General features: G+C 63.8%; 23 protein-coding genes and 1 pseudogene. 8 read left to right on the top strand and 16 right to left on the bottom strand.

The window, feature by feature from the left end:
* Nucleotides 1–85: 85 nt before the first annotated feature.
* Nucleotides 86–1012, bottom strand: coding sequence for a methyltransferase domain-containing protein (locus QMZ05_RS33465; RefSeq protein ID WP_353704632.1), 927 nt, complete (start codon nt 1010–1012; stop codon nt 86–88).
* 129 nt (nt 1013–1141) lie between these two features.
* Here QMZ05_RS33465 and QMZ05_RS33470 point away from each other — a divergent pair, with 129 nt between their 5' ends.
* The 5 genes from QMZ05_RS33470 to QMZ05_RS33490 all read left to right on the top strand — a co-directional run bounded on the left by QMZ05_RS33470 (nt 1142) and on the right by QMZ05_RS33490 (nt 6680).
* The gene (locus QMZ05_RS33470; RefSeq protein WP_353704650.1) at nt 1142–2221 is read left to right on the top strand and encodes a ligase-associated DNA damage response exonuclease; all 1080 of its coding nucleotides are present in this window, start codon (nt 1142–1144) and stop codon (nt 2219–2221) included.
* Nucleotides 2218–4074 carry a cisplatin damage response ATP-dependent DNA ligase gene (locus tag QMZ05_RS33475; protein ID WP_353704633.1) on the top strand — a complete coding sequence of 619 codons (1857 nt, stop codon included), beginning with the start codon at nt 2218–2220 and terminating at the stop codon, nt 4072–4074. Before QMZ05_RS33470 ends, QMZ05_RS33475 begins: the two co-directional genes overlap by 4 nt.
* Nucleotides 4075–4171: 97 nt before the next feature.
* A complete protein-coding gene (locus QMZ05_RS33480; RefSeq protein ID WP_353704634.1) occupies nt 4172–4480 on the top strand; it encodes a DUF6460 domain-containing protein in 309 nt (102 codons plus the stop codon).
* A 22-nt stretch (nt 4481–4502) separates the two neighbouring features.
* The gene (locus QMZ05_RS33485; RefSeq protein ID WP_353704635.1) at nt 4503–5237 is read left to right on the top strand and encodes an MBL fold metallo-hydrolase; all 735 of its coding nucleotides are present in this window, start codon (nt 4503–4505) and stop codon (nt 5235–5237) included.
* A 120-nt stretch (nt 5238–5357) separates the two neighbouring features.
* A complete protein-coding gene (locus QMZ05_RS33490) occupies nt 5358–6680 on the top strand; it encodes an MATE family efflux transporter (RefSeq protein ID WP_353704636.1) in 1323 nt (440 codons plus the stop codon).
* Between the two features lie 92 nt (nt 6681–6772).
* Here the strand turns inward: QMZ05_RS33490 and QMZ05_RS33495 are convergent, their stop codons facing one another.
* Both QMZ05_RS33495 and QMZ05_RS33500 read right to left on the bottom strand, forming a co-directional pair.
* Nucleotides 6773–7870 (bottom strand): quinone-dependent dihydroorotate dehydrogenase, encoded by a 1098-nt coding sequence (locus QMZ05_RS33495; protein WP_353704637.1) that lies wholly within the window; start codon nt 7868–7870, stop codon nt 6773–6775.
* Complete coding sequence (locus tag QMZ05_RS33500) at nt 7867–8211, bottom strand: DUF952 domain-containing protein (protein ID WP_143201823.1); 345 nt, start codon at nt 8209–8211, stop codon at nt 7867–7869. Before QMZ05_RS33500 ends, QMZ05_RS33495 begins: the two co-directional genes overlap by 4 nt.
* Before the next feature lie 199 nt (nt 8212–8410).
* Here QMZ05_RS33500 and QMZ05_RS33505 point away from each other — a divergent pair, with 199 nt between their 5' ends.
* Nucleotides 8411–9064 carry a helix-turn-helix transcriptional regulator gene (locus QMZ05_RS33505; RefSeq protein WP_050426361.1) on the top strand — a complete coding sequence of 218 codons (654 nt, stop codon included), beginning with the start codon at nt 8411–8413 and terminating at the stop codon, nt 9062–9064.
* 187 nt (nt 9065–9251) lie between these two features.
* Here QMZ05_RS33505 and QMZ05_RS33510 read toward each other — a convergent pair whose 3' ends face one another.
* The 6 genes from QMZ05_RS33510 to QMZ05_RS33535 all read right to left on the bottom strand — a co-directional run bounded on the left by QMZ05_RS33510 (nt 9252) and on the right by QMZ05_RS33535 (nt 14757).
* Entirely contained in the window at nt 9252–10037 is a 786-nt protein-coding gene (locus tag QMZ05_RS33510) for a class II aldolase/adducin family protein (protein ID WP_353704638.1), read from the bottom strand.
* A gap of 360 nt (nt 10038–10397) precedes the next feature.
* Complete coding sequence (locus QMZ05_RS33515; RefSeq protein ID WP_353704639.1) at nt 10398–12050, bottom strand: lysine--tRNA ligase; 1653 nt, start codon at nt 12048–12050, stop codon at nt 10398–10400.
* Nucleotides 12051–12207: 157 nt separating this feature from the next.
* On the bottom strand, nt 12208–13239 hold the full coding sequence (locus tag QMZ05_RS33520) for a transporter substrate-binding domain-containing protein (RefSeq protein ID WP_353704640.1): 1032 nt from the start codon (nt 13237–13239) through the stop codon (nt 12208–12210).
* Nucleotides 13240–13330: 91 nt separating this feature from the next.
* Nucleotides 13331–13921: an SCO family protein gene (locus QMZ05_RS33525; RefSeq protein WP_353704641.1), complete on the bottom strand. Its 591-nt coding sequence runs from the start codon at nt 13919–13921 to the stop codon at nt 13331–13333.
* A gap of 18 nt (nt 13922–13939) precedes the next feature.
* Complete coding sequence (locus tag QMZ05_RS33530; RefSeq protein ID WP_353704642.1) at nt 13940–14128, bottom strand: hypothetical protein; 189 nt, start codon at nt 14126–14128, stop codon at nt 13940–13942.
* 149 nt (nt 14129–14277) lie between these two features.
* Nucleotides 14278–14757 (bottom strand): hypothetical protein, encoded by a 480-nt coding sequence (locus QMZ05_RS33535; RefSeq protein WP_074126263.1) that lies wholly within the window; start codon nt 14755–14757, stop codon nt 14278–14280.
* A gap of 279 nt (nt 14758–15036) precedes the next feature.
* Between QMZ05_RS33535 and QMZ05_RS33540 the strand changes: the two genes are divergently transcribed.
* Nucleotides 15037–16695 carry an FAD-binding dehydrogenase gene (locus QMZ05_RS33540; RefSeq protein ID WP_353704643.1) on the top strand — a complete coding sequence of 553 codons (1659 nt, stop codon included), beginning with the start codon at nt 15037–15039 and terminating at the stop codon, nt 16693–16695.
* Nucleotides 16696–16806: 111 nt separating this feature from the next.
* On the opposite strand, the gene QMZ05_RS33545 is transcribed toward QMZ05_RS33540, so the two are convergent.
* The 6 genes and pseudogenes from QMZ05_RS33545 to QMZ05_RS33570 all read right to left on the bottom strand — a co-directional run bounded on the left by QMZ05_RS33545 (nt 16807) and on the right by QMZ05_RS33570 (nt 20808).
* Nucleotides 16807–17166 carry a hypothetical protein gene (locus QMZ05_RS33545; RefSeq protein WP_353704644.1) on the bottom strand — a complete coding sequence of 120 codons (360 nt, stop codon included), beginning with the start codon at nt 17164–17166 and terminating at the stop codon, nt 16807–16809.
* 301 nt (nt 17167–17467) lie between these two features.
* Nucleotides 17468–18645, bottom strand: a pseudogene (locus QMZ05_RS33550) (MFS transporter).
* 127 nt (nt 18646–18772) lie between these two features.
* Nucleotides 18773–19441 (bottom strand): MIP/aquaporin family protein, encoded by a 669-nt coding sequence (locus QMZ05_RS33555; RefSeq protein ID WP_353704645.1) that lies wholly within the window; start codon nt 19439–19441, stop codon nt 18773–18775.
* The gene (locus QMZ05_RS33560; protein ID WP_353704646.1) at nt 19441–19968 is read right to left on the bottom strand and encodes an arsenate reductase ArsC; all 528 of its coding nucleotides are present in this window, start codon (nt 19966–19968) and stop codon (nt 19441–19443) included. The genes QMZ05_RS33555 and QMZ05_RS33560 overlap by 1 nt, the downstream gene beginning before the upstream one ends.
* A 22-nt stretch (nt 19969–19990) precedes the next feature.
* Nucleotides 19991–20452: an ArsI/CadI family heavy metal resistance metalloenzyme gene (locus tag QMZ05_RS33565; protein ID WP_353704647.1), complete on the bottom strand. Its 462-nt coding sequence runs from the start codon at nt 20450–20452 to the stop codon at nt 19991–19993.
* 11 nt (nt 20453–20463) lie between these two features.
* Complete coding sequence (locus QMZ05_RS33570; RefSeq protein ID WP_279707864.1) at nt 20464–20808, bottom strand: helix-turn-helix transcriptional regulator; 345 nt, start codon at nt 20806–20808, stop codon at nt 20464–20466.
* A gap of 907 nt (nt 20809–21715) precedes the next feature.
* On the opposite strand from QMZ05_RS33570, the gene QMZ05_RS33575 reads away from it, so the two are divergent.
* Nucleotides 21716–22324, top strand: coding sequence for a hypothetical protein (locus QMZ05_RS33575; protein WP_353704648.1), 609 nt, complete (start codon nt 21716–21718; stop codon nt 22322–22324).
* Nucleotides 22325–22503: 179 nt separating this feature from the next.
* Here QMZ05_RS33575 and QMZ05_RS33580 read toward each other — a convergent pair.
* On the bottom strand, nt 22504–22929 hold a 426-nt coding region (locus QMZ05_RS33580; RefSeq protein ID WP_353704649.1), incomplete at its 5' end, for a hypothetical protein.

Genomic DNA, 22929 nt, shown 5'->3' on the forward strand with positions numbered 1-22929 from the left:
TTCAGAATCCCTTTCTGTCGATTTGGCAACTACTTGCCGAAGCCAACATGCGATTCCCCTGCCCTCCAGGGGAGGGTAAGAAACGTCACGGCTTGACGGCGACAGCGACAAGTCCGGGTGCCGGGATGTTGTCTTCATTGCGCGCCGAGAGATCGTCGAGCAGCGCCAATGTCAGACCCGCGGCCGCGACAGAGGCACGCACGTAGGCCGCACTGTGGGCGTAGCGCAGCCCCTCGCCGAGGATGACACCCTCGCCGCCGTGAGTCTCCGCCGTGAAGGCGAGCACGCCGCCGGCGGCCAGCACGCGCGCGGCCTCGGCAAGCACCGGAGCAAGATCGGCGACGTAGACCATCGCATCGGCGGCGAGGATCAATTCGGCACTGGCGTCAGGCTTGCCCGAAATCCCCTGCAGCATGTCGTCGACCTCGAGCTCGGCATAAAGGCCCGTGGCGCGCGCCTTGTCGATCATGCGCGGCGACAGGTCGATGCCGATGAAGCGATCGACATGCTGCGCGAACGCGCCGGCCGCGAGCCCGGTGCCGCAGCCGAGATCGATCGCGCGCTTGAAGAAGGCCGGCTTCTTGGCGTTCGCGCGCACCGACAGCACCGCCTTGAACAGCAGCGCCGGGCCGCGATAGTCGAGATCGCCGACCAGCGCCGCCTCGAAGCGCGGCGCATATTGATCGAACAGCGTCTGCACGTAGCCTGGCGGCATCGAGCTGACCGGCTCAACGCCGAGCTGCATCAGATGCAGGCCAGCGCCATGACGGTCCTCGGGATCGGCGTCGCGCGCGGCGCGGAAGGCTGCGATCGCGGCATCACGCTGGCCGAGCTCGAGGCGGATCTTGCCGAGCGTGTACCAGGCGGACGTGAATTTCGGGACCAGCTCGATCGCCTGCTCGAGCAGCTCGGCGGCGGCCGGCAGGTCGCCCTTCAATTGCAGGTCGCGCGCGAACTCGTAGCGGCGGTCGGCAACGAGGTCGCCGGAGGACAGAAACAGGCGCGGGGCCATTTTCTTTAAGGAACCAATCTCGGCCGGATGGCCATCCATCAAAGCACGGACTTTTTCCGGAGATGGATGCGCGGGTCAAGCCCGCGCCTGACGATTAGATATCGTGGAATCCATGCCTATATGGTCGGCATGCGCCCGCAAGACATCCTGATGCCCGTCCCGGCCGGGCTTTGCTGCAAGCCCGGCGGCTTCCACATCGATCCTGTCAGGCCGGTCGAGCGGGCACTGATCACGCATGGCCATTCCGACCATGCGCGGGCAGGTCATGGCGCGGTGCTCGCGACCCAGGAAACCCTCGACATGATGCGGCTGCGCTATGGTGAGAATTTCGCCGGCTCGGTGCAGGCCGTCGCCTATGGCGAGGAGATCAGGCTCGGCGACGTCACGGTGTCGTTTCATCCCGCCGGCCACGTCTTGGGCTCCGCCCAGATCTCCGTCACCTGCAAGGGCAGGCGCATCGTCGCCTCCGGCGACTACAAGGATGCGCGCGATCCGACCTGCGCGCCGTTCGAGCTGGTGCCCTGCGACGTCTTCATCACGGAGGCGACCTTTGGATTGCCGGTGTTCCGACATGGCGACGCCGCCGGTGAAGTGAACAAGCTGCTGGCATCCGTCAAACTGTTTCCGGAGCGCGCGCATCTGGTCGGCGCGTACTCGCTCGGCAAGGCGCAGCGCGTGATCGCGCTGCTGCGCGAGGCCGGCTACGACGCGCCGATCTATCTGCACGGCGCGATGGAGAAGATCACGTACTATTATCAGGAGCGCGGCATTGCGCTCGGCGAGCTCCGGCCGGTGCGCGGCATGAAGAAGGCCGAGCTTGCCGGCACCATCACACTGGCGCCGCCGAGCGCGACATCGGATGTCTGGACGCGGCGATTTCCCGATCCGGTCACCGCCTTTGCCTCGGGCTGGATGCGCGTGCGCGCGCGAGCCCGGCAGGGCGGCATCGAGCTGCCGCTGGTGATCTCGGATCATGCCGATTGGGATGGGCTGACGGCGACGATCGCGGCCACCGGCGCCGGCGAGATCTGGGTCACCCACGGCCAGGAAGACGCGCTGGTGCATTGGTGCAAGAGCAAAGGCCTTGCCGCGCGGCCGCTTGATCTGGTCGGCTATGGCGACGAGGACGAAGGCGAGACCGCGGCAACCACCGGCGAGGCACAGCCCGCTGGCGAGGCCCAGCCCGTCGGCGAGACCAAGAAGCCATGAACCGGTTTGCCGAACTGCTCGACCGCCTCGCCTACGAGCCCGGGCGCAACAACAAGATCAGGCTGCTGGTCGGCTACTTCCGCGAGACCGCGGATCCCGACCGCGGTTACGCACTGGCGGCGCTGACCGGCGCATTGTCGTTCAAGCACGCCAAGCCGGGCCTGATCCGCGATCTGATCACCGAACGCACCGACCCGGTACTGTTCGGCTACGCCTATGATTACGTCGGCGATCTCTCGGAAACCGTCGCGCTGATGTGGCCGAAGGCTGGAGCAAATTACGCCGGGCCTTTGCTGGGCCACCCCTCTCCCCAACCCTCCCCCACAAGGGGGGAGGGAGCCCAACCGTCGTGCTCACCTCACAGCGATGTCAAGGTGACTGACGTGGGTGAGGGACGCACCGGTGGATGGGTTCCCTCCCCCCTTGCGGGGGAGGGTGAGGGAGAGGGGTCCCGCGGGCGAGACAGCAGTGAGATTCCCAGCACCCACAACAACCCGCCTCCCCCGACGCTGACCGATGTCGTCACCACGCTGCGCACGCTCGGCAAGGCCGAGCTGCCGGCGCAGCTGGCGCGCTGGCTGGACGAGCTCGACGAGACCGGACGCTGGGCGCTGCTGAAGCTCGTCACCGGCGCGATGCGGATCGGGATCTCGGCGCGACTGGCTAAGACGGCGGCAGCGGCGCTCGGCGAGAAGGACCCGCACGAGATCGAGCTGATGTGGCCGGGCCTGTCACCGCCCTATCTCGAATTGTTCGCCTGGCTCGAAGGCCGCGGCGACAAGCCGGTCAACCGCGATCCGACGCCGTTCCGCCCGGTGATGCTGGCGCATGCGATCGAGGACGGCGACTTCGCCAATCTCGACGCCGCCGATTTCAGCGCGGAATGGAAGTGGGACGGCATACGCGTGCAGGCTGTCGCCGGCCGCGACGCGCGCGGCTACATCCAGGCGCGGCTCTATTCGCGCACCGGCGAGGATATCACCGGCAGCTTCCCCGACCTCGTGCCGTCGCTGCATCTGCCCGGTGCGATCGACGGCGAATTGCTGGTGCTGCGCGACGGACGCGTGCAGACCTTCAACGTTTTGCAGCAACGGCTGAACCGCAAAGTCGTCTCGCCGAAGCTGATCAAGGAGTTTCCGATCCACCTGCGCGCCTACGACCTGCTCGGCGACGACGAGAACGATCTGCGCGAGCTGCCTTTCACCGAGCGGCGTGCGCATCTCGAGGCCTTCGTCGCCAAGCTCGGCGATCCGCGCGTTGACCTGTCACCGACCGTCCCTTTTGCAAGCTGGGAAGAGCTGGCCGCGGCGCGCGCCGATCCGAAGAGCGCAGGCGCCGGCGACGATGCCGACGCGGTCGAAGGCGTCATGCTGAAGCGGCGCGACGCGCCCTATCTGCCGGGGCGGCCGAAGGGCCCGTGGTGGAAATGGAAGCGCGATCCGCACATCATCGACGCGGTGCTGATGTACGCGCAGCGCGGCCACGGCAAGCGCTCGTCCTATTACTCCGACTACACGTTCGGGGTCTGGACCCGCGGCGAGGCTGGCGACGAGCTGGTGCCGGTCGGCAAGGCCTATTTCGGCTTCACCGATGAAGAGCTGCTGCAGATCGATCGCTTCGTCCGCCGCAACACCACCGAGAAATTCGGACCGGTGCGGCATGTCGTGCATGAGCCGGATCAGGGGCTGGTGCTGGAAGTCGCCTTCGAGGGTCTGCAGCGCTCGCCGCGGCACAAATCCGGCGTTGCGATGCGCTTTCCCCGCATCAGCCGCCTGCGCTGGGACAAGCCGCCGCGCGAAGCCGACCGGCTGGAGACACTTGAACGGATGTTAATCTCCATGACAGGAAGTTAAACCCGCAAGCCGCATGGCAGCCATTGATCGCGGCCCGCGGGTTTCCCATGTGCACCGCCGTGACCTATAATGCGGGCGATTCCGCCAGGAGACAACGATGCCCAACGACGTCAGGGACTTGCCGGCCGGCGGCCACAGTGACGGCCTGTACCGCTTTCTCGGCGGATCGCCGCTGTCGGTGGCGTTCCGGCTGATCCTGCTCTCGATCCTGGTCGGCGTCGTGCTCGCCGCGATCGGCCTCGACCCGTGGAACATTCTCTACAGCATCCGCCGGCTGTTCCAGAGCCTCTGGGATTTCGGCTTCGACGCGATCAACTGGGCCTGGCGCTACTTCCTGCTCGGCGCTGTCATCGTGATCCCGATCTGGCTGCTGTCGCGGCTGTTCGGCGCGCCGCGCGGCCGCTGATCAATAGGAGAGCTCGCAGCCGATGCAATTGCAATTTGTCGGCTGCGGCGATGCATTCGGCTCCGGCGGCCGCTTCAACACCTGCTTCCATGTCAGCGGTATCAGCGTCAATTTCCTGATCGATTGCGGCGCCTCCTCGCTACCGGCGCTGAAGCGGCTCGAGATCGATCGCAACGCAATCGACCTGATCCTGATCACGCATTTCCACGGCGATCATTTTGCCGGCCTGCCGTTCTTCTTGCTTGACGCGCAATTCTCCCGCCGCACCCGGCCGCTGGTGATCGCAGGTCCCGAGGGCATCGCAGCGAAATTGCCCGAAGTGATGGAGGTGATGTTCGAGCATTCCTCCAGGACCAAGCAGCGCTTCGACCTGTCCGTCGTCACGCTCGCACCGCGAGAGCGGCGCAGCTTCGGCGAGGTGACCGTGACGCCCTACCCTGTGGTGCATGGCAAATCCGGCGGGCCGTTTCTCGCCTATCGCGTCGAGGCGGAAGGCCGCACCGTCTGCTACAGCGCCGACACCGAGTGGACCGACACGCTGATCCCGGCGGCGCAAAACGCCGATCTCTTCATCGCCGAGGCCTATACCTACGACAAGATGGTCAAGAACCATCTCAGTCTGAAAGCGCTGGAGGCGCATCTGCCCGCCATCAACGCAGGGCGCGTGGTGCTGACCCATATGAGCGACGACATGCTCGGCCGCATTGACAAGCTACCCTATACGGCAGCGAGTGACGGCATGGTCGTGGCATTCTGACGATGCAATTGCTTTGTCGGCTGCCCAGCCCCCTCGCCACCGCATTGCTCTGAGAACAATTCCAGCATGGCCGCGCGACGGATGGCGCGATAGAAGCGTATATTCCTTGCAACTGTAGCCATGCACGCACCCATCCACCCGAAGATCACCACCCGCCAGGTGTTCGCCATCGCCGGCCCCGCGATGGTCGCCAACCTGACCACGCCGCTGATCGGCATCGTCTCGACCACCGCGATCGGCCGTCTCGACGACGCCGCGCTGCTCGGCGGGGTGGCGATGGCCTCGGTGATCTTCGACTGCCTGTTCTGGCTGTTCGCTTTCCTGCGCATGAGCACGCTGGCATTCACCGCGCAGGCGCAGGGCGCAGGCGAGCCGCAGGAATATGCCGCGATCCTGGTGCGCGGCTTCATCGTCGCCGGCCTGATCGGCGCGGCGCTGATCGCGCTGCAAGTGCCGCTCGCCGCAATCACGTTCCAGCTGATGGGCGGCAGCGAGGGCGTCACGCGCGCGGCGAAAACCTATTTCATGATCCGGATCTGGTCGGCGCCGCTGGCGCTCGCCAATTACGTCATCCTCGGCTGGCTGGTCGGCCAGGCGCGCGCCAATCTGGCGCTGGCGCTGCAGATCGTGATCAACATCATCAACATGATCGCAACCGTGCTGCTGGTGCAGGCCTATGGCGCCGGCATTGCCGGTGCGGCGATCGCCGCCGTGCTCGCCGAGACTGCCGGCTTCGTTGTCGGCATCGTCGTGGCGTGGCGGATCTCACAAGACGGATTCGCGGTTCCCGCGGCGACGCTGTTCGATCGCGCCAAGCTCACGCGCATGCTCGCCGTCAACCGGGACATCATGGTGCGCACCGCGGCGCTGATCGTGGTGTTCCTGTTCTTCACCGCCAAGGGCGCGCGCGAGGGCGACGTGACGCTGGCGGCGAATTCGGTGCTGAACAATTTCCTCTTGGTGAGCGCCTTCTTCCTCGACGGCCTCGCCAATGCCGCGCAGCAGCTGTGCGGCCGCGCCTACGGCGCGCGCGACGGACGCGGCTTTGCCGATTCGACCCGGCTGGTGCTGCTATGGGGCACAGGCTTTGCGCTTGTGGTCTCGGTCCTGTTCGCGCTGTTCGGACCGGCGCTGATCAACCTGATGACGACCAGCGAAGACGTGCGCCGCTATGCGCGCGACTTCCTGCTGTTCGTGATCCTGGCGCCCCTGCCCGGCGTGTTCGCGTTCGGTTTCGACGGCATCTATGTCGGCGCGACCTGGGCGCGCGAGATGCGCAATTTGATGCTGGCTTCGCTGGCGATCTTCCTCGCCACCTGGTGGGTGCTGAGCGGATACGGCAACACCGGCCTGTGGATCGCGCTGCTCGGCTTCTACGTCGCGCGCGGCGGCCTGCAAGGCCTGCGCTATCCGGCGATGCTGCGGAAGACGTTCAAATCGTAACTGCGTAGCCCGGATGCAGCGAAGCGAAATCCGGGGTTCTCGCCCGCAGCGACACTGTCCCGGATTACGCTTCGCTTCATCCGGGCTACAAGCTACCTCACCGGCCAATCCTCGGCCGTGATCGTCGCGGCATCGGCACCGACGATTTCCGACAACGAGTCGCGCCCCGTGCGCAGCAAGGTCGAGGACAGATCGCGCTTGATGTCGTCGACCAGACCGATGCCCTTGTAGACCAGCGACGAATAGAGCTGGATCAGGCTGGCCCCGGCACGAATCTTGGTCAGCGCCGCGCCGCCGCTATCGATGCCGCCGACGCCGATCAGCGGAAACGCGCCTTCGACGCGAACATAGGTCTCGGCGACCATCCGCGTCGAGAGGCGGAACAGCGGACGGCCCGACAGGCCGCCCTGCTCCTTGGCGCGGTTCTCCTCGCGCAAGGTCGAGGGCCGCGCCAGCGTGGTGTTGGCGACGATCATGCCATCGACGCGCCGCGAGCGGGCGACGTGCACGACGTCGTCGAGCTCGGCGAGGCTCAGATCCGGCGCGATCTTCAACAGGACGGGTGAATCGCCGGCGTTCTTGCGGACGCGCTCGCGGGTATCGATCACCCGTGCCAGCAAATCATCGAGCGCCGCCGATTGCTGCAGATTGCGCAGGCCCGGCGTATTCGGCGAGGAGACGTTGACGGTGAAATAGCTCGCGACCGGCGCGAACGTCTCGATCAGCTTCACATAATCGGCAGTGCGGTCCGGCGAATCCTTGTTGGCCCCGACATTGACGCCGACGATGCCGCCACCGCCGGCGCGCGCGGCAAGCCGACGCAGCACGGCTTCCGCGCCGTCATTGTTGAAGCCCATGCGGTTGATCACGGCCTCGTCGCGCTCCAGGCGAAACAGCCGCGGCCGCGGATTGCCGGCTTGCGGTTTCGGCGTCACCGAGCCGATCTCGACAAAGCCGAAGCCGAGCCGCAGCAGCGCGTCGGGCACCTCGGCGCTCTTGTCGAAGCCCGCCGCCATGCCGATCGGGTTCGGAAAGTTCAACCCGAAGGCACGCACCGCGAGCTTGGGATCATCCGGCCGTTGCCGGATCGGCGGCAGCAGCTTCAGGCCCTGGATCGCCATGCGATGGGCATCTTCGGGATCGAACCAGCGCAGCAGCGGCAGCGAGAAGGCGTCGAAGGCACGGATCACGGCTTGAGCTCCGGAACGTCGTGGCCGCCGTCGGAGCGCGCGCGCAGGTCGAGGATCTCGGTGACCGCGCCGAGATCGAGTTCGCCATAGAGATGCGGAAACAACTCGTCATTGCGCGACCGCTCCCAGCGCAAGGCGTCGCCGAGCGCAGCGGCATCGACCGCAACCAGGAACAGGCCGGTTTGCCCGTGGTAGTGCTTGCGCGCGGTCTCGGCCACCTGGGAGGCGGTGGAAAAATGGATGAAGCCGTCGCGATTGTCGTCCGCACTGCCCCGGTACACGCCCTGCCGCTCGGCCTCGCGCCAGGCCGAAGCGGGGGTGATTTTGTAGATCATGGGCACGGCCCGGCCTTCCCTTTTGTCCTTGAGTCTCTTGGGGTTTTATCCGGATTTGAGGGGAAATGCCCCAATCGCCATGTGGCGAGCGAGGGACCGTATCGGCGGTCGCGGCGCAACTCAAGCGGTGCCAGGGCACATCCGGCGGTAGATTTGCGAAAATCGAAGTTTCAGGCAATAATTCCTACCATCCGGGATGTCCTCGATGGCCAAACAGCCCAAAGCCGCGCGACCGCTGACCCACGCTCAGGTCTGGGCCGCGCTCGACCGGCTCGCCGAACGTGCCGGCCTGTCACCATCCGGCCTTGCCAAGCAGTCCGGTCTCGATCCCACCACCTTCAACAAGTCCAAGCGAGTGACCGGCGACGGGCGCGAGCGCTGGCCGTCGACCGAATCGCTCTCCAAGGCGCTGGCCGCGAGCAATGCCAGCATGGAGACCTTCGTGCAGTTGCTCGGCGACGGCCCGCGCGGCGGCCAGTCGGTGCCGCTGCTCGGCTTCGCGCAGGCCGGCGCCGGGGGCTATTTCGACGACTCAGGCTTTCCCGCCGGCAAGGGCTGGGACGAAGTGGCACTGCCGGCGACCATCGACGAGCACGCCTATGCGCTGGAGATCGAGGGCGACTCGATGAAGCCGGCCTATCGCGAAGGCGACATCATCGTGGTGTCACCCGCAACCGCGATCCGCCGCGGCGATCGCGTGGTGGTGCGCACGACCGGCGGCGAGGTGATGGTGAAGGAATTGAAGCGGCGCACCGGCAAGGTGCTGGAGCTCGCATCGCTCAATCCGGAACACCCCGACCGCATGCTCGATGCCGAGGAAGTCGCATGGATCGCGCGCGTCGTGTGGGCGAGCCAGTAGGTGGGTCGATCGCCACAAGACCAGTGTCGTCCCGGCGCAGGCCGGGACCCATAACCACTACACAACATTGCTTACGCACGCTGGGGCCACAGCCTGCTCTAACAACTCGATCCTGTGGTTATGGGTCCCGGCTTTCGCCGGGACGACGGTGGAGGTTGCGGCGCGCGCCGCTGCCTTCCTTACGCCCTTACGTCGCGTAGTCCGGCTCCTTGCGGTCCAGCATCCGCTTCAGCGCATCGAAATGCCGCTGCGCCGGGCTCGGGCCGTTGTAGAGATGATCATCGCGGAAATCGCGCTTGGTCTTCTCCACCACATGCTGCGGCAATTGCTTGAGCGGCTGCTGGGTCCACATCGCGTAGATCTGCACCTGCGCGGCGCGCTCGATGTAATAGAGCCGGTCATAGGCATCGGCGACGGTCTCGCCGACGGTCGAGATGCCGTGATTGGCCATGAACAGGATGGTCTTGTTGCCGATCACCCTGGCGAGCCGCGCGCCTTCCTCGGGATCGAGCGCGGGGCCGGTGTACAGGTCATCATAGGCGATCGCCTCCGACAGCCCGACCTCGGTCTGCCCGATCTCCTTGATGCGCGGATCCTCGAGCCGCGTCAGCGCGCTCGCATACGGCATATGGGTGTGGAACACCGCCCTGGCCTGCGGCAGCGCCTTGTGGATCGGCGCATGGATGCAATAGCAGGAGCGCTCGACCTCACCCTCGCCACGCTTCACCTCGGCATCGTCGATACCGACCTCCATGAAGGACGATGCCGTCACCTCCGACCAATGCATGCCGAACGGGATCTGGTAGTAGCGATCGGTACGGCCGGGCACCACAAAGGTGAGATGGTTGAAGATGCCTTCCGAAAACCCATGAATGTAGGCGAGCCGATGCGCGGCCGCGAGATCGACCCGCGCCTGCCATTCCTCGGCGCTCGAACTGTCCTGCAGCGATGTCGGCGAAACCCTGAACTGCATGCGCATGCTCCCATCTGTGCCGGCCGCTCGATGGAGGCCGTGCTGATTTTATGGGTGCGATTGTAGCGCAATCCGGCCGCGGCGCTCCGGTGAAATGCCGGGGATCAGCCATCTGGTTTTTGCGGCCTAGCGCCGCAGCCGTAGCCCGGATGGAGCGGAGCGCAATCCGCTAACCTCGCGGGCGGCCTCTGCCCCCGGATTGTGCGTCACTCCATCCAGGCTACGCACTGTCGTCCCGGCCTTGAGCCGGGACCCATAACCACTGATGATTGTATGCCGCGGCGCTGGTGCCACAGCTTGCCTTCACAACGGCGGCCTGTGGTTATGGGTCCCTGCTTTCGCAGGGACGACAGCGGTGAACTACGACGAGCGCGCCAGCGCGCCGTCGATCATGTTGACCGCGTTCTGCACGCCGTAGACCGCGACGAAGGAGCCGAAGCGCGGGCCCTTCTCCTGGCCGAGCAGCACCTGGTAGAGCATGTTGAACCAGTCGAGCGAGACGCCGGGGCGGCCGTCCTTGCCCTTCTTGACCATGTCGAGGAACGGCTCGCGGCGGCCGATCTCGTAGACCACGTTCTGGATGTCTTCCGCGGTCGCGCTTGCCGGCATATTGGCGAGCGCATCGCGCAGATCCTGCAGCGCGGCGCGTTCACCCTCGGTCGGCTCGCGGAACTGCTTCGTGGGCGCCACGAAGTCGCGATAGTAGTTGATGGCGTAGCCGACCATCGCATCGAGCTTCGGATGAGTCTGCGGCGTCACGCCCGGCCGATAGCGGCCGATGAAGCCCCACAGCGTCTCGGCGTTCTCCGCGTTCGACGACGACACCAGCGTCAGCAAGAGCTGGAAGGTGACGGGCATGTCGGCCTGCGGCGGCTTGCCGGAATGGATGTGCCAGACCGGATTTTGCAGCTGCTGCCGCGCTTCCTGCCGCGTGAAGCCGTCGAGGAACTGCTGGTAGTCGTCGACATTGCGCGGGATGACATCGAAATAGAGCCGCTTCGCCGCCTTCGGCTCGCGGTACATGAACAGCGACAGCGATTCCGGCGAGGCGTAGCGCAGCCACTCGTCGATGGTCAGGCCGTTGCCCTTCGACTTCGAGATCTTCTGGCCCTTCTCGTCGAGGAACAGTTCGTAGTTGAAGCCTTCCGGCGGCGTGCCGCCGAGCGCCGCGCAGATCTTGGCCGACAGCTTCACCGAATCGATCAGGTCCTTGCCGGCCATTTCATAGTCGACACCGAGCGCGTACCAGCGCATCGCCCAGTCCGGCTTCCATTGCAGCTTGCAGCGGCCGCCGGTGACGGGAACGGTGATGCTCTCCTTGGTGTCGGGATCCTCATAGGAGACCGTGCCGGCCTTGGCGTCATGCGCCGTCACCGGCACGTAGAGCACGAGGCCGGTGCGCGGACAGATCGGCAGGAACGGCGAGTAGCTCGCCGCCCGCTCCTCGCGCAGCGACGGCAGCATGATCGCCATCACCTTCTCGATCCGCTCCAGCATGCGCAGCAGCGCGGCATCGAACCGGCCCGAGGTGTAATACTCGGTCGAGCTCGCGAATTCGTAGTCGAAGCCGAACTGATCGAGGAAGGCGCGCAGCCGCGCATTGTTGTGCTGGCCGAAGCTCGGATGGGTGCCGAACGGATCGGGCACCTTGGTCAACGGCTTGCCGAGATGCTGCTCCAGCATCTCCTTGTTCGGCACGTTGTCCGGCACCTTACGCAGGCCGTCCATGTCGTCGGAGAAGGCGAGCAGGCGCGTCTTGATCTTGTCCTCGGTCAGCACGCGGAAGGCGTGGCGCACCATCGTGGTGCGCGCGACCTCGCCGAAGGTGCCGATATGCGGCAGGCCCGAAGGACCATAGCCGGTCTCGAACAGCACCTCGTCCTTGGGATTATCCTTGGGATTTTTCTTCAGCCGCGCCACAATCGCTTTCGCCTGCTCGAACGGCCAGGCGTTGGATTGTTCGGCGAGCGCGCGCAGGTCGCTCGGGCTGGCAGCAAGATCAATCACGGACATTCTTCAGGCTTTCTCCAAAAAGGCCGCGAAAACTAACGCTTTCGCGGCAAAATGCAAAACGACGGCGGAGCCGTCATTCCGGGGCGATGCGACAGCATCGAACCCGGAATCTCGAGATTCCGGGTCTGGTCCTGCGGACCATCCCGGAATGACGGAGCTAGAACGGGCTGATCGAGAAATAACGCAGCCACAGATCGGTGAAGCGGCCTTTTTCCCAGATCCGGAACAGCGCCCAGTTCAGCGACTGCCGCAGCAGGTCGTTGCCCTTGCGCACGGCGATGCCGATGCCCTCGCCGAAATAGCGGCTCTCGACAAAGGGGCCGCCGGAGAACGCGCAGCATTCGGCGGAATCGGTGCCGTTGATCCAGAACGCGAGCGAGATCGCGTCGCCGAAGATGAAGTCGACCTCGCCGCGGCGCAGCGCCGCGCGCAGCGTGTCGTTATCCGGATAGGAGTGGATCTCGGCGTCGGTGAACATCGCCTTGAGGTAGGCCTCGTGCGAGGTCCCGGCGATCACGCCGACCTTCTTGCCCTCGAGATATTCGGGGCGGATTTCCGGCATCACATTGTCGCGGCGCGACACGAAGCGGGCCGGCGCGCGGTAATAGGGATCGGTGAAATCGACCTTGGCGCGGAGCTGCGGCGTCACTGCCATCGACGCGATGATGGCATCGCCCCGGTTGGTCGCCAGCGCGTCGATCAGGGTCTCGAAGCGGCGCATCTGGATGGTGCAGGTAACCTTGATCTCGTCGCAGAGCGAGCGCGCCAGATCGACATTGAAGCCGGCCGGATTGCCGTCGGGACCGGTGAAGTTGAACGGCGGATAGTCGGTCTCGGTCAGGAAGCGGATCACCGTGAGGCGCGACAAATCGGGGCGGTCCGGCCGCCGCCGTGGGTCCCAGAAGCCCGGCACCGCCTGCGGCGCGGCCTCGGCGGCCTTGGCCGGCTGGTTCGGCGCTGACGGGGCGGCGGCCGACGGGGGCGTCGCGGGTGCCGCCTGTGCCAGGGCGGGCTTGGCAGGCGAGGCCGGTGCGGGGGCCATCTTGGCTGCTGGTGCCTGCGGCGCCGCCGGAGGTGTCTGCCCAACTGCCGGCCCCGCCACGGCCAGCACGGCAGCCGCCATCAATCCCGCGGCCAGGCGAAGCTGGCGCGAACGGACGGCAAAGGGCTGGGCAGACAGATTTGGCATAACCGGCAATATCAGGAAATTGAACGGCTTATAGACCATCCGGCGTCTGATGCGAGCGCCGATTGGGTTAATTCTGAACCGGAAATGGCGGTCAGAGATACCGTTTCAGATCGGCCGCCGCCTCTTCCGGCGTCCGTTTCAGATTGAACGGCGCGACGAAATGGCCGTCGCGGTCCATCAGATAGATCAGCGCGGTGTGATCCATCGTGTAGTCGCCATCCTTCAGCGGCACCTTCTTGGCGTAGACGCGGTAGCTCGACAGCACCTTGGCGACCGCAGCCGGGTCACCGGTCAGGCCCTTGAGGTGCGGATCGAAGCTCGACAGGTAGTCCTTCATCGCCGTGGCGGTGTCGCGTTCCGGATCGACCGAGACGAAATAGGCATTCACGCGGTCGGCGTCCTTGCCCATCGCCTTCAGGACCTCGGAGATCTCGAACAGCGAGGTCGGGCAGATGTCCGGGCAATGGGTGAAGCCGAAGAAGATCAGCGTCGGCTTACCCTGCAGGTTCTTGTCGGTGACGGTCTGGCCGGCCTGGTCAGTGAGCTGGAACGGCCCGCCAATGGCTGCTGGCGCAGCGACGGTGCGCAGGCCGCCGACCGCCCACAACATGAGGAACAGGCCGACCGCCAGACTGCCCGCGAAGGCAGCGAAGATCACCAATGGGCGAGTGGTCCGGGGCATGATGCAGGGGCGTCCTTGTCAGAAGCAGGCGGCGATGCCGGCCGTGATCATTTCGAAAAACACCGCGGTCCCGTAGTGGAACCAGAGCGCGGCGGCGGCGAGCAGGGCCAATCCGCCGATGCCGGCAGCGCCCCACAGGATCGCGGACGCCACCCGGCCCTGCGGAGCCGCGACAAGCTCGGATCGGGTGGAGATCGGCTGAACCATGCGGTTGAGATAAGCCCGGTTCCCCCAGCCAGCAAGCGCAATGGCGGCAGCATTCCGTCAAATCATAGCGAGGCGATATCCGCCGCGAACCCCGTCATGCCCGGCGCACCGGCCATGACGCGAGAGGATGTTGGACCGGGATCAGCGGCTCAGCGTGCGGGCTCAGCGGTCGCCTTCGGCGCCGAGGCCTGGGCGTTGAGATAGCACGGCTTGTACAGCGCCTGCAGTTGCTTGCCGCGCAGGAAGATCATGTGCCGGGTCAGGCCACCGCGATCGGTGATCCATTTGCGCACCGCCGGCGGGTACATCAGGTACAGCATATGGGTGGCTTCGGGATTGGGGACCGGGCGGCCGTTGTCGCCGTAATCCCAGGCAGCATGGAAGCCGAGCGTGGCGTGTGATGTCACACAGATCCGGTCATGCGGGACCTTGCCGAGCACGATGGTGCAGGCCGAGGCGCACAGCCCGTCGATGATCACCGTCTCACCCGATGTGCGCAGGTCCTGATACTTGTCGACATAGACCCCGATCTTGCCGCCGCGATCGTCGGCGATCCTGACCACTGCTTGAGACGCCCCCATTCCCGCCAGCAGGAGAACCGCAGCGAGCAACCCCGTCAGCAACTTCATTTTGGCCAGCCCCAGTCGAAACCGAATCTGTTTGGTCTGTGATGCACGACAATCGTGAGCGTGTTGCGGCGACGGATTTTTGTCCAGACGAGCGAAGCCGGTCAAAACAAATTCAAATTGGGTGTTGCGCCGACGCTGCAGTGACGCGTGGAAAAGGTCCCAAACTGGAACAACTTGCCGCAACCATTTGGTGCCTCGCCGCCACAGGCAAGGTCCATTTGGCGTTGACCGCGCACAACGGCGCGGTCTTGAATCGCACCGGGACGGGGGACATCAAAAATGGCTGACGATGCAGATGTGATCGTGATCGGCGCCGGACTTGCCGGCCTGGTCGCAGCAACCGAGATCGCCGACGCAGGCAAGCGCGTCATCGTGCTCGACCAGGAAGGGGAACAGAGCATCGGCGGCCAGGCCTTCTGGTCGTTCGGCGGATTGTTCCTGGTCGATTCGCCGGAACAACGTCGGCTCGGCATCAAGGACTCGGTCGAACTTGCGCTGCAGGACTGGATGGGCACCGCGGGTTTCGATCGTGATGAGGATCACTGGCCGCGCAAATGGGCCGAAGCCTATGTCGCGTTCGCAGCCGGCGAGAAACGCGATTGGCTGCGCGCGATGGGCCATCGCATCTTCCCGGTGGTCGGCTGGGCCGAGCGTGGCGGTTACGATGCGATGGGTCACGGCAATTCGGTGCCGCGCTTCCACGTCACCTGGGGCACCGGCCCCGGCATCGTCGAGCCGTTCGAGCGCCGCGCGCGCGAGGCTGCGAAGAGCGGACGGCTGATATTCAAGTTCCGCCATCGCGTCGACGCGCTCAGCGTCACCAACGGCACCGTCGATGGCGTCAGCGGCGCGATCCTGGAACCGACCTCGGTCGAGCGCGGCAAGAGTTCCTCGCGCAACGTGGTCGGTGATTTCTCGCTGCGCGCGCCGGCGGTGATCGTCGCCTCCGGCGGCATCGGCGGCAATCATGATCTGGTGCGGCAGAACTGGCCGAAGCGGCTCGGCGAGCCGCCGACCTTCATGATCTCCGGCGTGCCCGAACATGTCGATGGCCGCATGATCGGAATCACCGAGCAAGCAGGCGGGCGGCTGATCAACCGCGACCGCATGTGGCACTATGTCGAGGGCATCCAGAACTGGAACCCGATCTGGCCGCGTCATGGCATCCGTATTCTTCCGGGGCCGTCGTCGATGTGGTTCGACGCATCAGGCAAGCGGCTGCCGGCGCCGCTGTTCCCGGGCTCCGACACGCTCGGGCAACTGCATTACATCATGAGCACCGGCTACGATTATTCGTGGTTCATCCTGACCCAGAGCATCATCAAGAAGGAGTTCGCGCTGTCCGGCTCGGAGCAGAACCCCGACCTCACAGGAAAAAGCTGGCGCATGACGGTCCAGCGCGCCACCAACAAGGGCGCGCCGGCGCCGGTCGAGGCCTTCAAGCAGCACGGCGCCGACTTCATCGTGCGCGACAACCTCGCCGACCTCGTCAGTGCCATGAACAAGCTTGTCGGCAATGACCTGTTGCAGCTCGATGCCATCAAGGCGCAGATCGAGGCGCGCGACCGCGAGATCACCAACCCTTATGTCAAGGATGCGCAGGTGATGAACCTGCACAATGCGCGGCGCTATATCGGAGACAGGCTGATCCGAACCGCGAAGCCGCATCGCATCCTCGATCCCGCGCACGGTCCGCTGATCGCGGTCAAGCTCAACATCCTCACCCGCAAGACGCTCGGCGGCTTCGAGACCGACCTCGATTCGCGCGTGTTCGGCAGGGATCACCAGATCATCCGCGGACTCTATGCGGCCGGCGAAGCCGCCGGCTTCGGCGGCGGCGGCGTGCACGGCTATCGCTCGCTGGAGGGAACATTCCTCGGCGGCTGCCTGTTCTCGGGCCGCAACGCCGGGCGCGCGGCGGCGAAGGCGGTGGGTTGAGGCATCCCCTCGTCGCGGAAGAGACGGCGAATCGAAAAATGAAAGAGCCCGCCGGGATTGCACCGGCGGGCTCTCATCATTGAGTCCGAATTGCTTCAGCTATCCCGGCGCTCACGCCACCTTGGTGAAGAGCGTGAGAATACCGTTGCTGAGGTTGACCGCGACAACCTGTGCCGAGCTCAATCCCTTCGCCTTGAGCGCGGATGTCGCTTCCGTGGACGCGTCGATGGAACCGCGCAGGCTCTTCAGGTCTTCTTCGCTTGCCTTTGCGATGACGGCCTCGACCCTTGAGCGGACTTCGGGCTTCAGTTCCTTGACGTCCACGACCTGGATGGTCTTGATCGTGGCGGGTTGGTCAGACTCGGCCTGCGACGGCGTGTTCGGTTGCGTTCCCTGCGTTTGCGCCCAAGCAGGAGTTCCAAGCGAGAGCGCCGCAACGATGATCGACGCCGTAGAGATGCGGATGCGCATGAGCATTCCTTGTGTTGATTGCCCCCAACACATCCCGCGACAACGACCGTTCCTTGCTTATGGTTCCGGCCGAAAACGCTCAAGTGCAGCATGAAGTGATGGGACCGTCGCATCGGGCGCTGCCAAAATATCGAAAACAACCCCATGCAAAGCAGCCGGCGGTGGCCTGCGCTCGAGCAGGGAACTTGACACGTCGGGCAACTCAGGAGTACACTTCTAATATTCCGAAATGACGCAATGTCCCTCGCTCCCCAAGGATCCCTCGTTCCCTGGGCTGTCGCATCAGCCGTTGTCAGTCGTATCAAGAGGGGCGATCAACCGTCGGCTGGGCTGCAATTCGCGACCAGTACAAGGCGAGCGGTCCGAGCAGGATGCCAAACGCCAGCACCGCAAATGCAGCCGTCCAAGCCGACGCGCTTTGTGGTCCTCCTGCAGCATCCAGGCTACGCCGAGCGCCCATGCGCCAAGCGCCGACAGGCTGAAGCCGACAGTCGAGTGCACTGCCATCGTCGCACCGCGGTTCTTGGGATCGGCGGCCATGGTCATGCCCGAGGTCAGCGCGCCGGAATCGGCGGGCACCGTCAGCGCGTACACGAGGAGGAGCGGCATCAGCACCCAGGGCGACTGGTCCGAGAGCAGCGCAATCAGCAGCGCGACCGCGGCCGAAGCGAACATGACAGCGGTGATGGCGCGGTGCCGTCCGAGCTTCAGCGCAAGCTCATTGCCGAGGATGCTTGCGGGCATCGCCAGGATGGAGAACGCGACGCTGACGATCAGCGGCGTAAGTGATGTCGGGTGCCTTGCCGCCACGAAAGTCCAGAACGCAACGATCCAGGTCCGGATGCCGTAGAGCTCGAAACAATGCGCGCCGTAGCCCAGTACAAATCCCATCGCGTTGGTGTTGCGCACAACAGGCGCGAAGTTCAGCAGGCGACTCGCCGAGGGCTTCGGCTCGACCGGCTTCAGCAAGGCGCTCGCAGTCAGCATCATCAGCGGGCCGATGGCCGTAACCAGAAACGCCGCACGCCAGCCAAGACCTTCGGCGACAAGCTGAGCGACCAGGAACGACAGCCCGACGCCGAGCGAGAAGCTCGACGTGTAGAACGTCACCGCGCGGGATGAATCGCCTGGCGCAAGGCGGTCGGTCAGCGCCTTGAGCCCCGGCATGTAAGCGCCGGCGAAACCGATCCCGGCGATGGCATTGCACAGCGCGCCGGACCACAGATCCGTTGCGAACAGGCCGAACAATGCGGTACCGAGCGCGCTCAGCGCCGATCCCGCGATCAATATCTTGCGCGCATCGATGCGGTCGGTCAGCGTCGCCAAGACTGGCACCGTGAGCATGTAGCCGGCCGCGCCCGAGCCGGACAAAAGCCCGGCCTGCGCACCCGATAGATGCCATTCCGGAATCAGGAAGCCGGCGAGAATTGCGGGCACGACGACATGCGGTAGCAAGCTTCCGAGCTGCCCTACGCACATCGCGAAGATGACCGGCTTTCCTTCCAACCTCATTTTTTTTCACCCGATCCGGTCGGGGTGCGCGAGGCGCGCCCGCAACCGGCCTTTCGTTGTTGCCGCTTTGGGCAGCACTGAAGGGGACCCTGGCCTATGCCGGCTTCCCCTCGCGCCAGAGCCAGCCGGCGATGGCAACCGCAGCCAGCATGCCAACGAACTGAGCGACGATAAAGGCGGTCGCGCCGCTCGGTGCTATTCCAGCAAAGGTGTCGGAAAGCGAGCGCGCGATCGTCACCGCCGGATTCGCGAACGAGGTTGAGGCTGTGAACCAATAGGCTGACGTGATGTACAGGCCGACGGCATATGGAATCGCCCCCGGTGTTCTGGCGGCGCAACCGAATATGGTCAGGAGCAAGCCAAAGGTAGCAACCGCTTCAGCGAGCCATTGTCCGGTACCGGAACGCTGCGTCATCGAGAGCTGCAACACCGGCAATTCAAACATGAGGTGAGCTATCCATACTCCGGCGACGGCTCCAACAATCTGAGCAGCGATGTAGGCAACCGCCATTGGCCAGCGCAATTCGCTCCGAATTGAGAACGCTAGACTTACGGCAGGATTGAAGTGCGCGCCAGAGACCGGTCCGAAGACCAATATCAGCACAGCGAGAATTGCACCGGTTGGGATGGTATTGCAAAGGAGGGCGAGCGCAACATTGCCGCCCGCGAGCTTCTGGGCCATGATCCCGGAGCCGACTACGGCAGCGAGAAGAAACGCCGTGCCAAGCAGTTCCGCGACCAGGCGGCGCGCGAGCGTCGGCATCAATGCTCTTCCGTGGCGTTGGCTGTCGAGCCTTCCATTTGCCCGATTTCTCGGAGCTTGCTTTGCAAGCTGAGCGCGTCGATGGATCGCAGTGGTAGCGCGGTAAAGACGGCAATTCGCTGATTGAGCATGCGGTAGGCATCTTCGAATGCGACCGCGATTTCGGCTGGCGTACCCTTCGCGTCAGCTGGATCAGGAATGCCCCAATGGGCGGTTGCAGGATGTCCGGGCCAGACGGGGCATGCTTCTGCCGCCGCGCTATCACAGACCGTGAACACTAAGTCGAACTGGGGTTCGCCGGCATTGGCAAACTCGTCCCATGATTTCGAGCGATAGCCCGACGTATCGTAGCCCAAATTATCGAGAAGATGGATGGTGTGCGGGTTAACCCGGCCCTTGGGCTGGCTGCCAGCGCTGTAGGCGCGGAAATGACCCGCGCCCATCCTGTTCAAGATCGCTTCCGCAATGATCGAGCGCGCCGAATTTCCGGTGCAGAGGAATAGAACGTTGTATGGGCGATCAACCATGGCGGCACCGTCACGACGTGCATCACGCGGAAGAACTTGGCGTTGCCTGCGGGGCGCAGCACGCCGATTGCTTCTCATGTGCGACGCGCGCCGTGTTTTCTCCGGTGCCGTCACCGTAGACCGTGCTCTCGCCGGTCGTGTGGAAGGTTTCCCACGCGATGCCTGCGGGATCGTCGATCCACGACTTCTCGGACTTGGCGTAGCAGCAAGCCGCCTCGCCCTGTTCGATGATGTTACCCCCCGCCTGGCGCAAGCGGCCGTAGACCTCGTGAAGCTCCTCTTGGCTCTCAACCTGGATGCCGAGATGGTCCAGGCCGGGCTCGCGGCCTCTGGCCGAAATGGCGAAGTTCACGCGAGGATCATCGAGCATCCACTTCGCGTAGTCTGTCTTTAGAACGGTCGGCTGGGCCGCGAACAAGGCAGAGTAGAAGCCTACGGACTGCGAGAGGTCACTGACGGTGACATGAACATGAAGGCGCTTCATGGAGGGTCCTTTCAGGCTGGAATTTTGGTGCGCTTGCGCGCCGGCTTGCATTCGGCAGCAGGCGCACAGGGCGCGCCGCCGCAGCAGTTCTCGGTCAGGAAGCCAAGGAGTGCGTTCATCTGCTCGAACTGCGCTGCGTAGATCATCGAGCGGCCCTCGCGACGAACGCTGACAAGACCCGCCGTGCGAAGCCGATCAAAGTGAAATGTCAGCGTATTGGGCGCGAGATCGAGCGCGCCGGCGACTGCGCCCGCCGGCATGCCCTCCGGTCCCGCTTGCACGAGCAGCCGGAATATATCGAGGCGATTGTCCTGCGCGAGCGCCGCCAAGGCGGCAACAGCATCGGTCTTTTTCATACTTCAGTATTTATCGAAATATCGCCCGCTGTCAATGATATTTCAGCATTCATTGAAATATCGAGATCCGGGCTCGCGGCCACGCCCTGAACTCATCTTGCTCCAGGGCGTGTGCTCATAAGCGCCTTGCGGCTGCTTTGAGGTGCAGACCGGAAAGCGTCGGCGCGCTCAGAACCTTACCGCTTTTGACCCAAAGCGGACAAACGAGCGAGGCGTCTGTGATGCTCGAAGTCCTGCGCGATATTCCGCCACTATTCAGGCGGTTTGCCGCCGTGCGGCGGATCAATTCAATTTGGTTCGGGACTAGCCCAGAAAATTAGCTTGGCCACGGGCTGTTGGCTAGGCTGCGTCGTACAAATGTACCAGTACTTCCAATCGCGGCCGTCTGTTTCAACTATGATTTCTACCACCTTCGACATAACGGGCGCCGTCGTTTCGTATTCGGCTGGCGGTGGCAACGCGCGTACGCTGCGGATCGTCGCTCCGCCCGGGAACACCGCTCCTCCTGGCGGCTCCGTGAATAAGTTTAAACTGGTCAGAATACAGAGCTTATCGTTTGCGACATCCGCAACGGTAGACGTGGCATACGTAAACGCAGCTATGAAGACGCAGAACGCGAATTTCATTCCATCAATTCCTTGAACATCAACGCGCTCGAAGCGATGGCGAAGCTAACATAGATTTATGCATTCACCATCAATGTCACCTTCTGGCCCCAAGCGGCCGACCCGCCATGTCGGCTTAATGTCTACTCTTCGGGGGTGAAGCGGACGCGATATGCTCAACGAGTTCTTCCGAGTGTGACCCCAAAGCGGACGGACCTAGCCAGTACGCGCCCGTCCCGGTAGCGCGTGACGACCGCGATCTGTACAAGGCAGGCTCCACGGAATTGGAGGAGCTTTTCGGAATGACCGTTACATGCCGCTTGTTGACTGTTGCATGCTGCTTCATTGGCACGGCAACTTTGGCCGCAGAACCCACGAGAACGTTTAAGTGCGAAGGGCCTTTCGGACGCGAGGCAACTCACGCCAGGTTGGCTTCAAAGTACGGTGCCGCCAACATTGCGACCGAGTACGACGGGGAGGCTGATGCGGAAGTTACGATCCTATTTCCCAATGATCCCGAGCGCCGACTAAAAATCCAATGGAAAGATCAGAAGGCCCGACAAAACCCTCAATACTTCACAATCGAAGGGCGCTCATCGTGGTCGGTAGCAGGAGTTGCGATAGGTACCTCACTTATTGAACTCCAGCGCCTCAACGGCGGACCATTCAAACTGAACTATTTTGAAGGCGACTACGGCGGCGCGATCACCGATTGGCTCAAGGGCCGCTTGGATGCCCCAGTATCGGGTGGCTGCGTGCTTGGAGCCTTTGTCGGGATTGATGAACGTCTCCCGGAAAGCAAAGCGCTAGACGAAGAAGTCACGCCAGATCGATCCCTGCTCTCCAGTGGCATGAGGTTACGCGCCGCAAAGCCGGTGGTGACCCAAATGATTGTCAGCTTCTCAAAATAGCAACAAGACGGGAGAATGTCGGTTTGTGGCCCCAAGCGGCCGACCCGGCATGTCGGCTTAATGTCTGCTCTTCGGGGGTGAAGCGGACGCGATATGCTCAACCCGAGTTCTTCCGAGTGTGACCCAAAGCTGACGGAGCCGGTCTAGGTGTCGTAGGTTGATTAGATGAAACCGCACGATCAAAGCGGGGAACGCGTCGCGGCAAATGGATGTTCTTTTACGGCCTCTTTCCGCCGGACCCACAGCAGCAAGGCAATAAGCGCAAGGCTACTCGCGAATAACCCAACGCCCCATCGAGTATCGTTTGACACAATTCGATCTCGCTCGCGCTCATCGCCCATCACCAATGGCCGGGCGTAAGAGTTCTCTTCAAGATACTTTATTGGTAGATATTTTTTTATAGCATTATCTTTGCTAGTAATGGAGCCAACAAAATCAATGCTCAAAGACGTGCGGTACGTTCTGGTCGCACCAGATTTGTCGTCCCACATGAGCTCGACGACGTAGTACGGATTGCTCAAGGCCCCTGCATTGTACTTTATGCTGAAGATGTGGGCTGTGGTGGTCACTCCTTGTCGGAGAATCTCGCTGTGTGTCCATTGATC

It is taken from the genome of Bradyrhizobium sp. INPA03-11B, assembly GCF_040446015.1.
Taxonomy (GTDB): Bacteria; Pseudomonadota; Alphaproteobacteria; order Rhizobiales; family Xanthobacteraceae; genus Bradyrhizobium; species Bradyrhizobium macuxiense_A.

Coding starts and splice junctions, on each gene's coding strand:
- QMZ05_RS33465 (WP_353704632.1), bottom strand. CDS start 1,012: ATGGCCCCGCGCCTGTTTCTGTCCTCCGGCGACCTCGTTGCCGACCGC.
- QMZ05_RS33470 (WP_353704650.1), top strand. CDS start 1,142: ATGCGCCCGCAAGACATCCTGATGCCCGTCCCGGCCGGGCTTTGCTGC.
- QMZ05_RS33475 (WP_353704633.1), top strand. CDS start 2,218: ATGAACCGGTTTGCCGAACTGCTCGACCGCCTCGCCTACGAGCCCGGG.
- QMZ05_RS33480 (WP_353704634.1), top strand. CDS start 4,172: ATGCCCAACGACGTCAGGGACTTGCCGGCCGGCGGCCACAGTGACGGC.
- QMZ05_RS33485 (WP_353704635.1), top strand. CDS start 4,503: ATGCAATTGCAATTTGTCGGCTGCGGCGATGCATTCGGCTCCGGCGGC.
- QMZ05_RS33490 (WP_353704636.1), top strand. CDS start 5,358: ATGCACGCACCCATCCACCCGAAGATCACCACCCGCCAGGTGTTCGCC.
- QMZ05_RS33505 (WP_050426361.1), top strand. CDS start 8,411: ATGGCCAAACAGCCCAAAGCCGCGCGACCGCTGACCCACGCTCAGGTC.
- QMZ05_RS33510 (WP_353704638.1), bottom strand. CDS start 10,037: ATGCAGTTCAGGGTTTCGCCGACATCGCTGCAGGACAGTTCGAGCGCC.
- QMZ05_RS33515 (WP_353704639.1), bottom strand. CDS start 12,050: ATGTCCGTGATTGATCTTGCTGCCAGCCCGAGCGACCTGCGCGCGCTC.
- QMZ05_RS33520 (WP_353704640.1), bottom strand. CDS start 13,239: ATGCCAAATCTGTCTGCCCAGCCCTTTGCCGTCCGTTCGCGCCAGCTT.
- QMZ05_RS33525 (WP_353704641.1), bottom strand. CDS start 13,921: ATGCCCCGGACCACTCGCCCATTGGTGATCTTCGCTGCCTTCGCGGGC.
- QMZ05_RS33530 (WP_353704642.1), bottom strand. CDS start 14,128: ATGGTTCAGCCGATCTCCACCCGATCCGAGCTTGTCGCGGCTCCGCAG.
- QMZ05_RS33535 (WP_074126263.1), bottom strand. CDS start 14,757: ATGAAGTTGCTGACGGGGTTGCTCGCTGCGGTTCTCCTGCTGGCGGGA.
- QMZ05_RS33540 (WP_353704643.1), top strand. CDS start 15,037: ATGGCTGACGATGCAGATGTGATCGTGATCGGCGCCGGACTTGCCGGC.
- QMZ05_RS33545 (WP_353704644.1), bottom strand. CDS start 17,166: ATGCGCATCCGCATCTCTACGGCGTCGATCATCGTTGCGGCGCTCTCG.
- QMZ05_RS33555 (WP_353704645.1), bottom strand. CDS start 19,441: ATGCCGACGCTCGCGCGCCGCCTGGTCGCGGAACTGCTTGGCACGGCG.
- QMZ05_RS33560 (WP_353704646.1), bottom strand. CDS start 19,968: ATGGTTGATCGCCCATACAACGTTCTATTCCTCTGCACCGGAAATTCG.
- QMZ05_RS33565 (WP_353704647.1), bottom strand. CDS start 20,452: ATGAAGCGCCTTCATGTTCATGTCACCGTCAGTGACCTCTCGCAGTCC.
- QMZ05_RS33570 (WP_279707864.1), bottom strand. CDS start 20,808: ATGAAAAAGACCGATGCTGTTGCCGCCTTGGCGGCGCTCGCGCAGGAC.
- QMZ05_RS33575 (WP_353704648.1), top strand. CDS start 21,716: ATGACCGTTACATGCCGCTTGTTGACTGTTGCATGCTGCTTCATTGGC.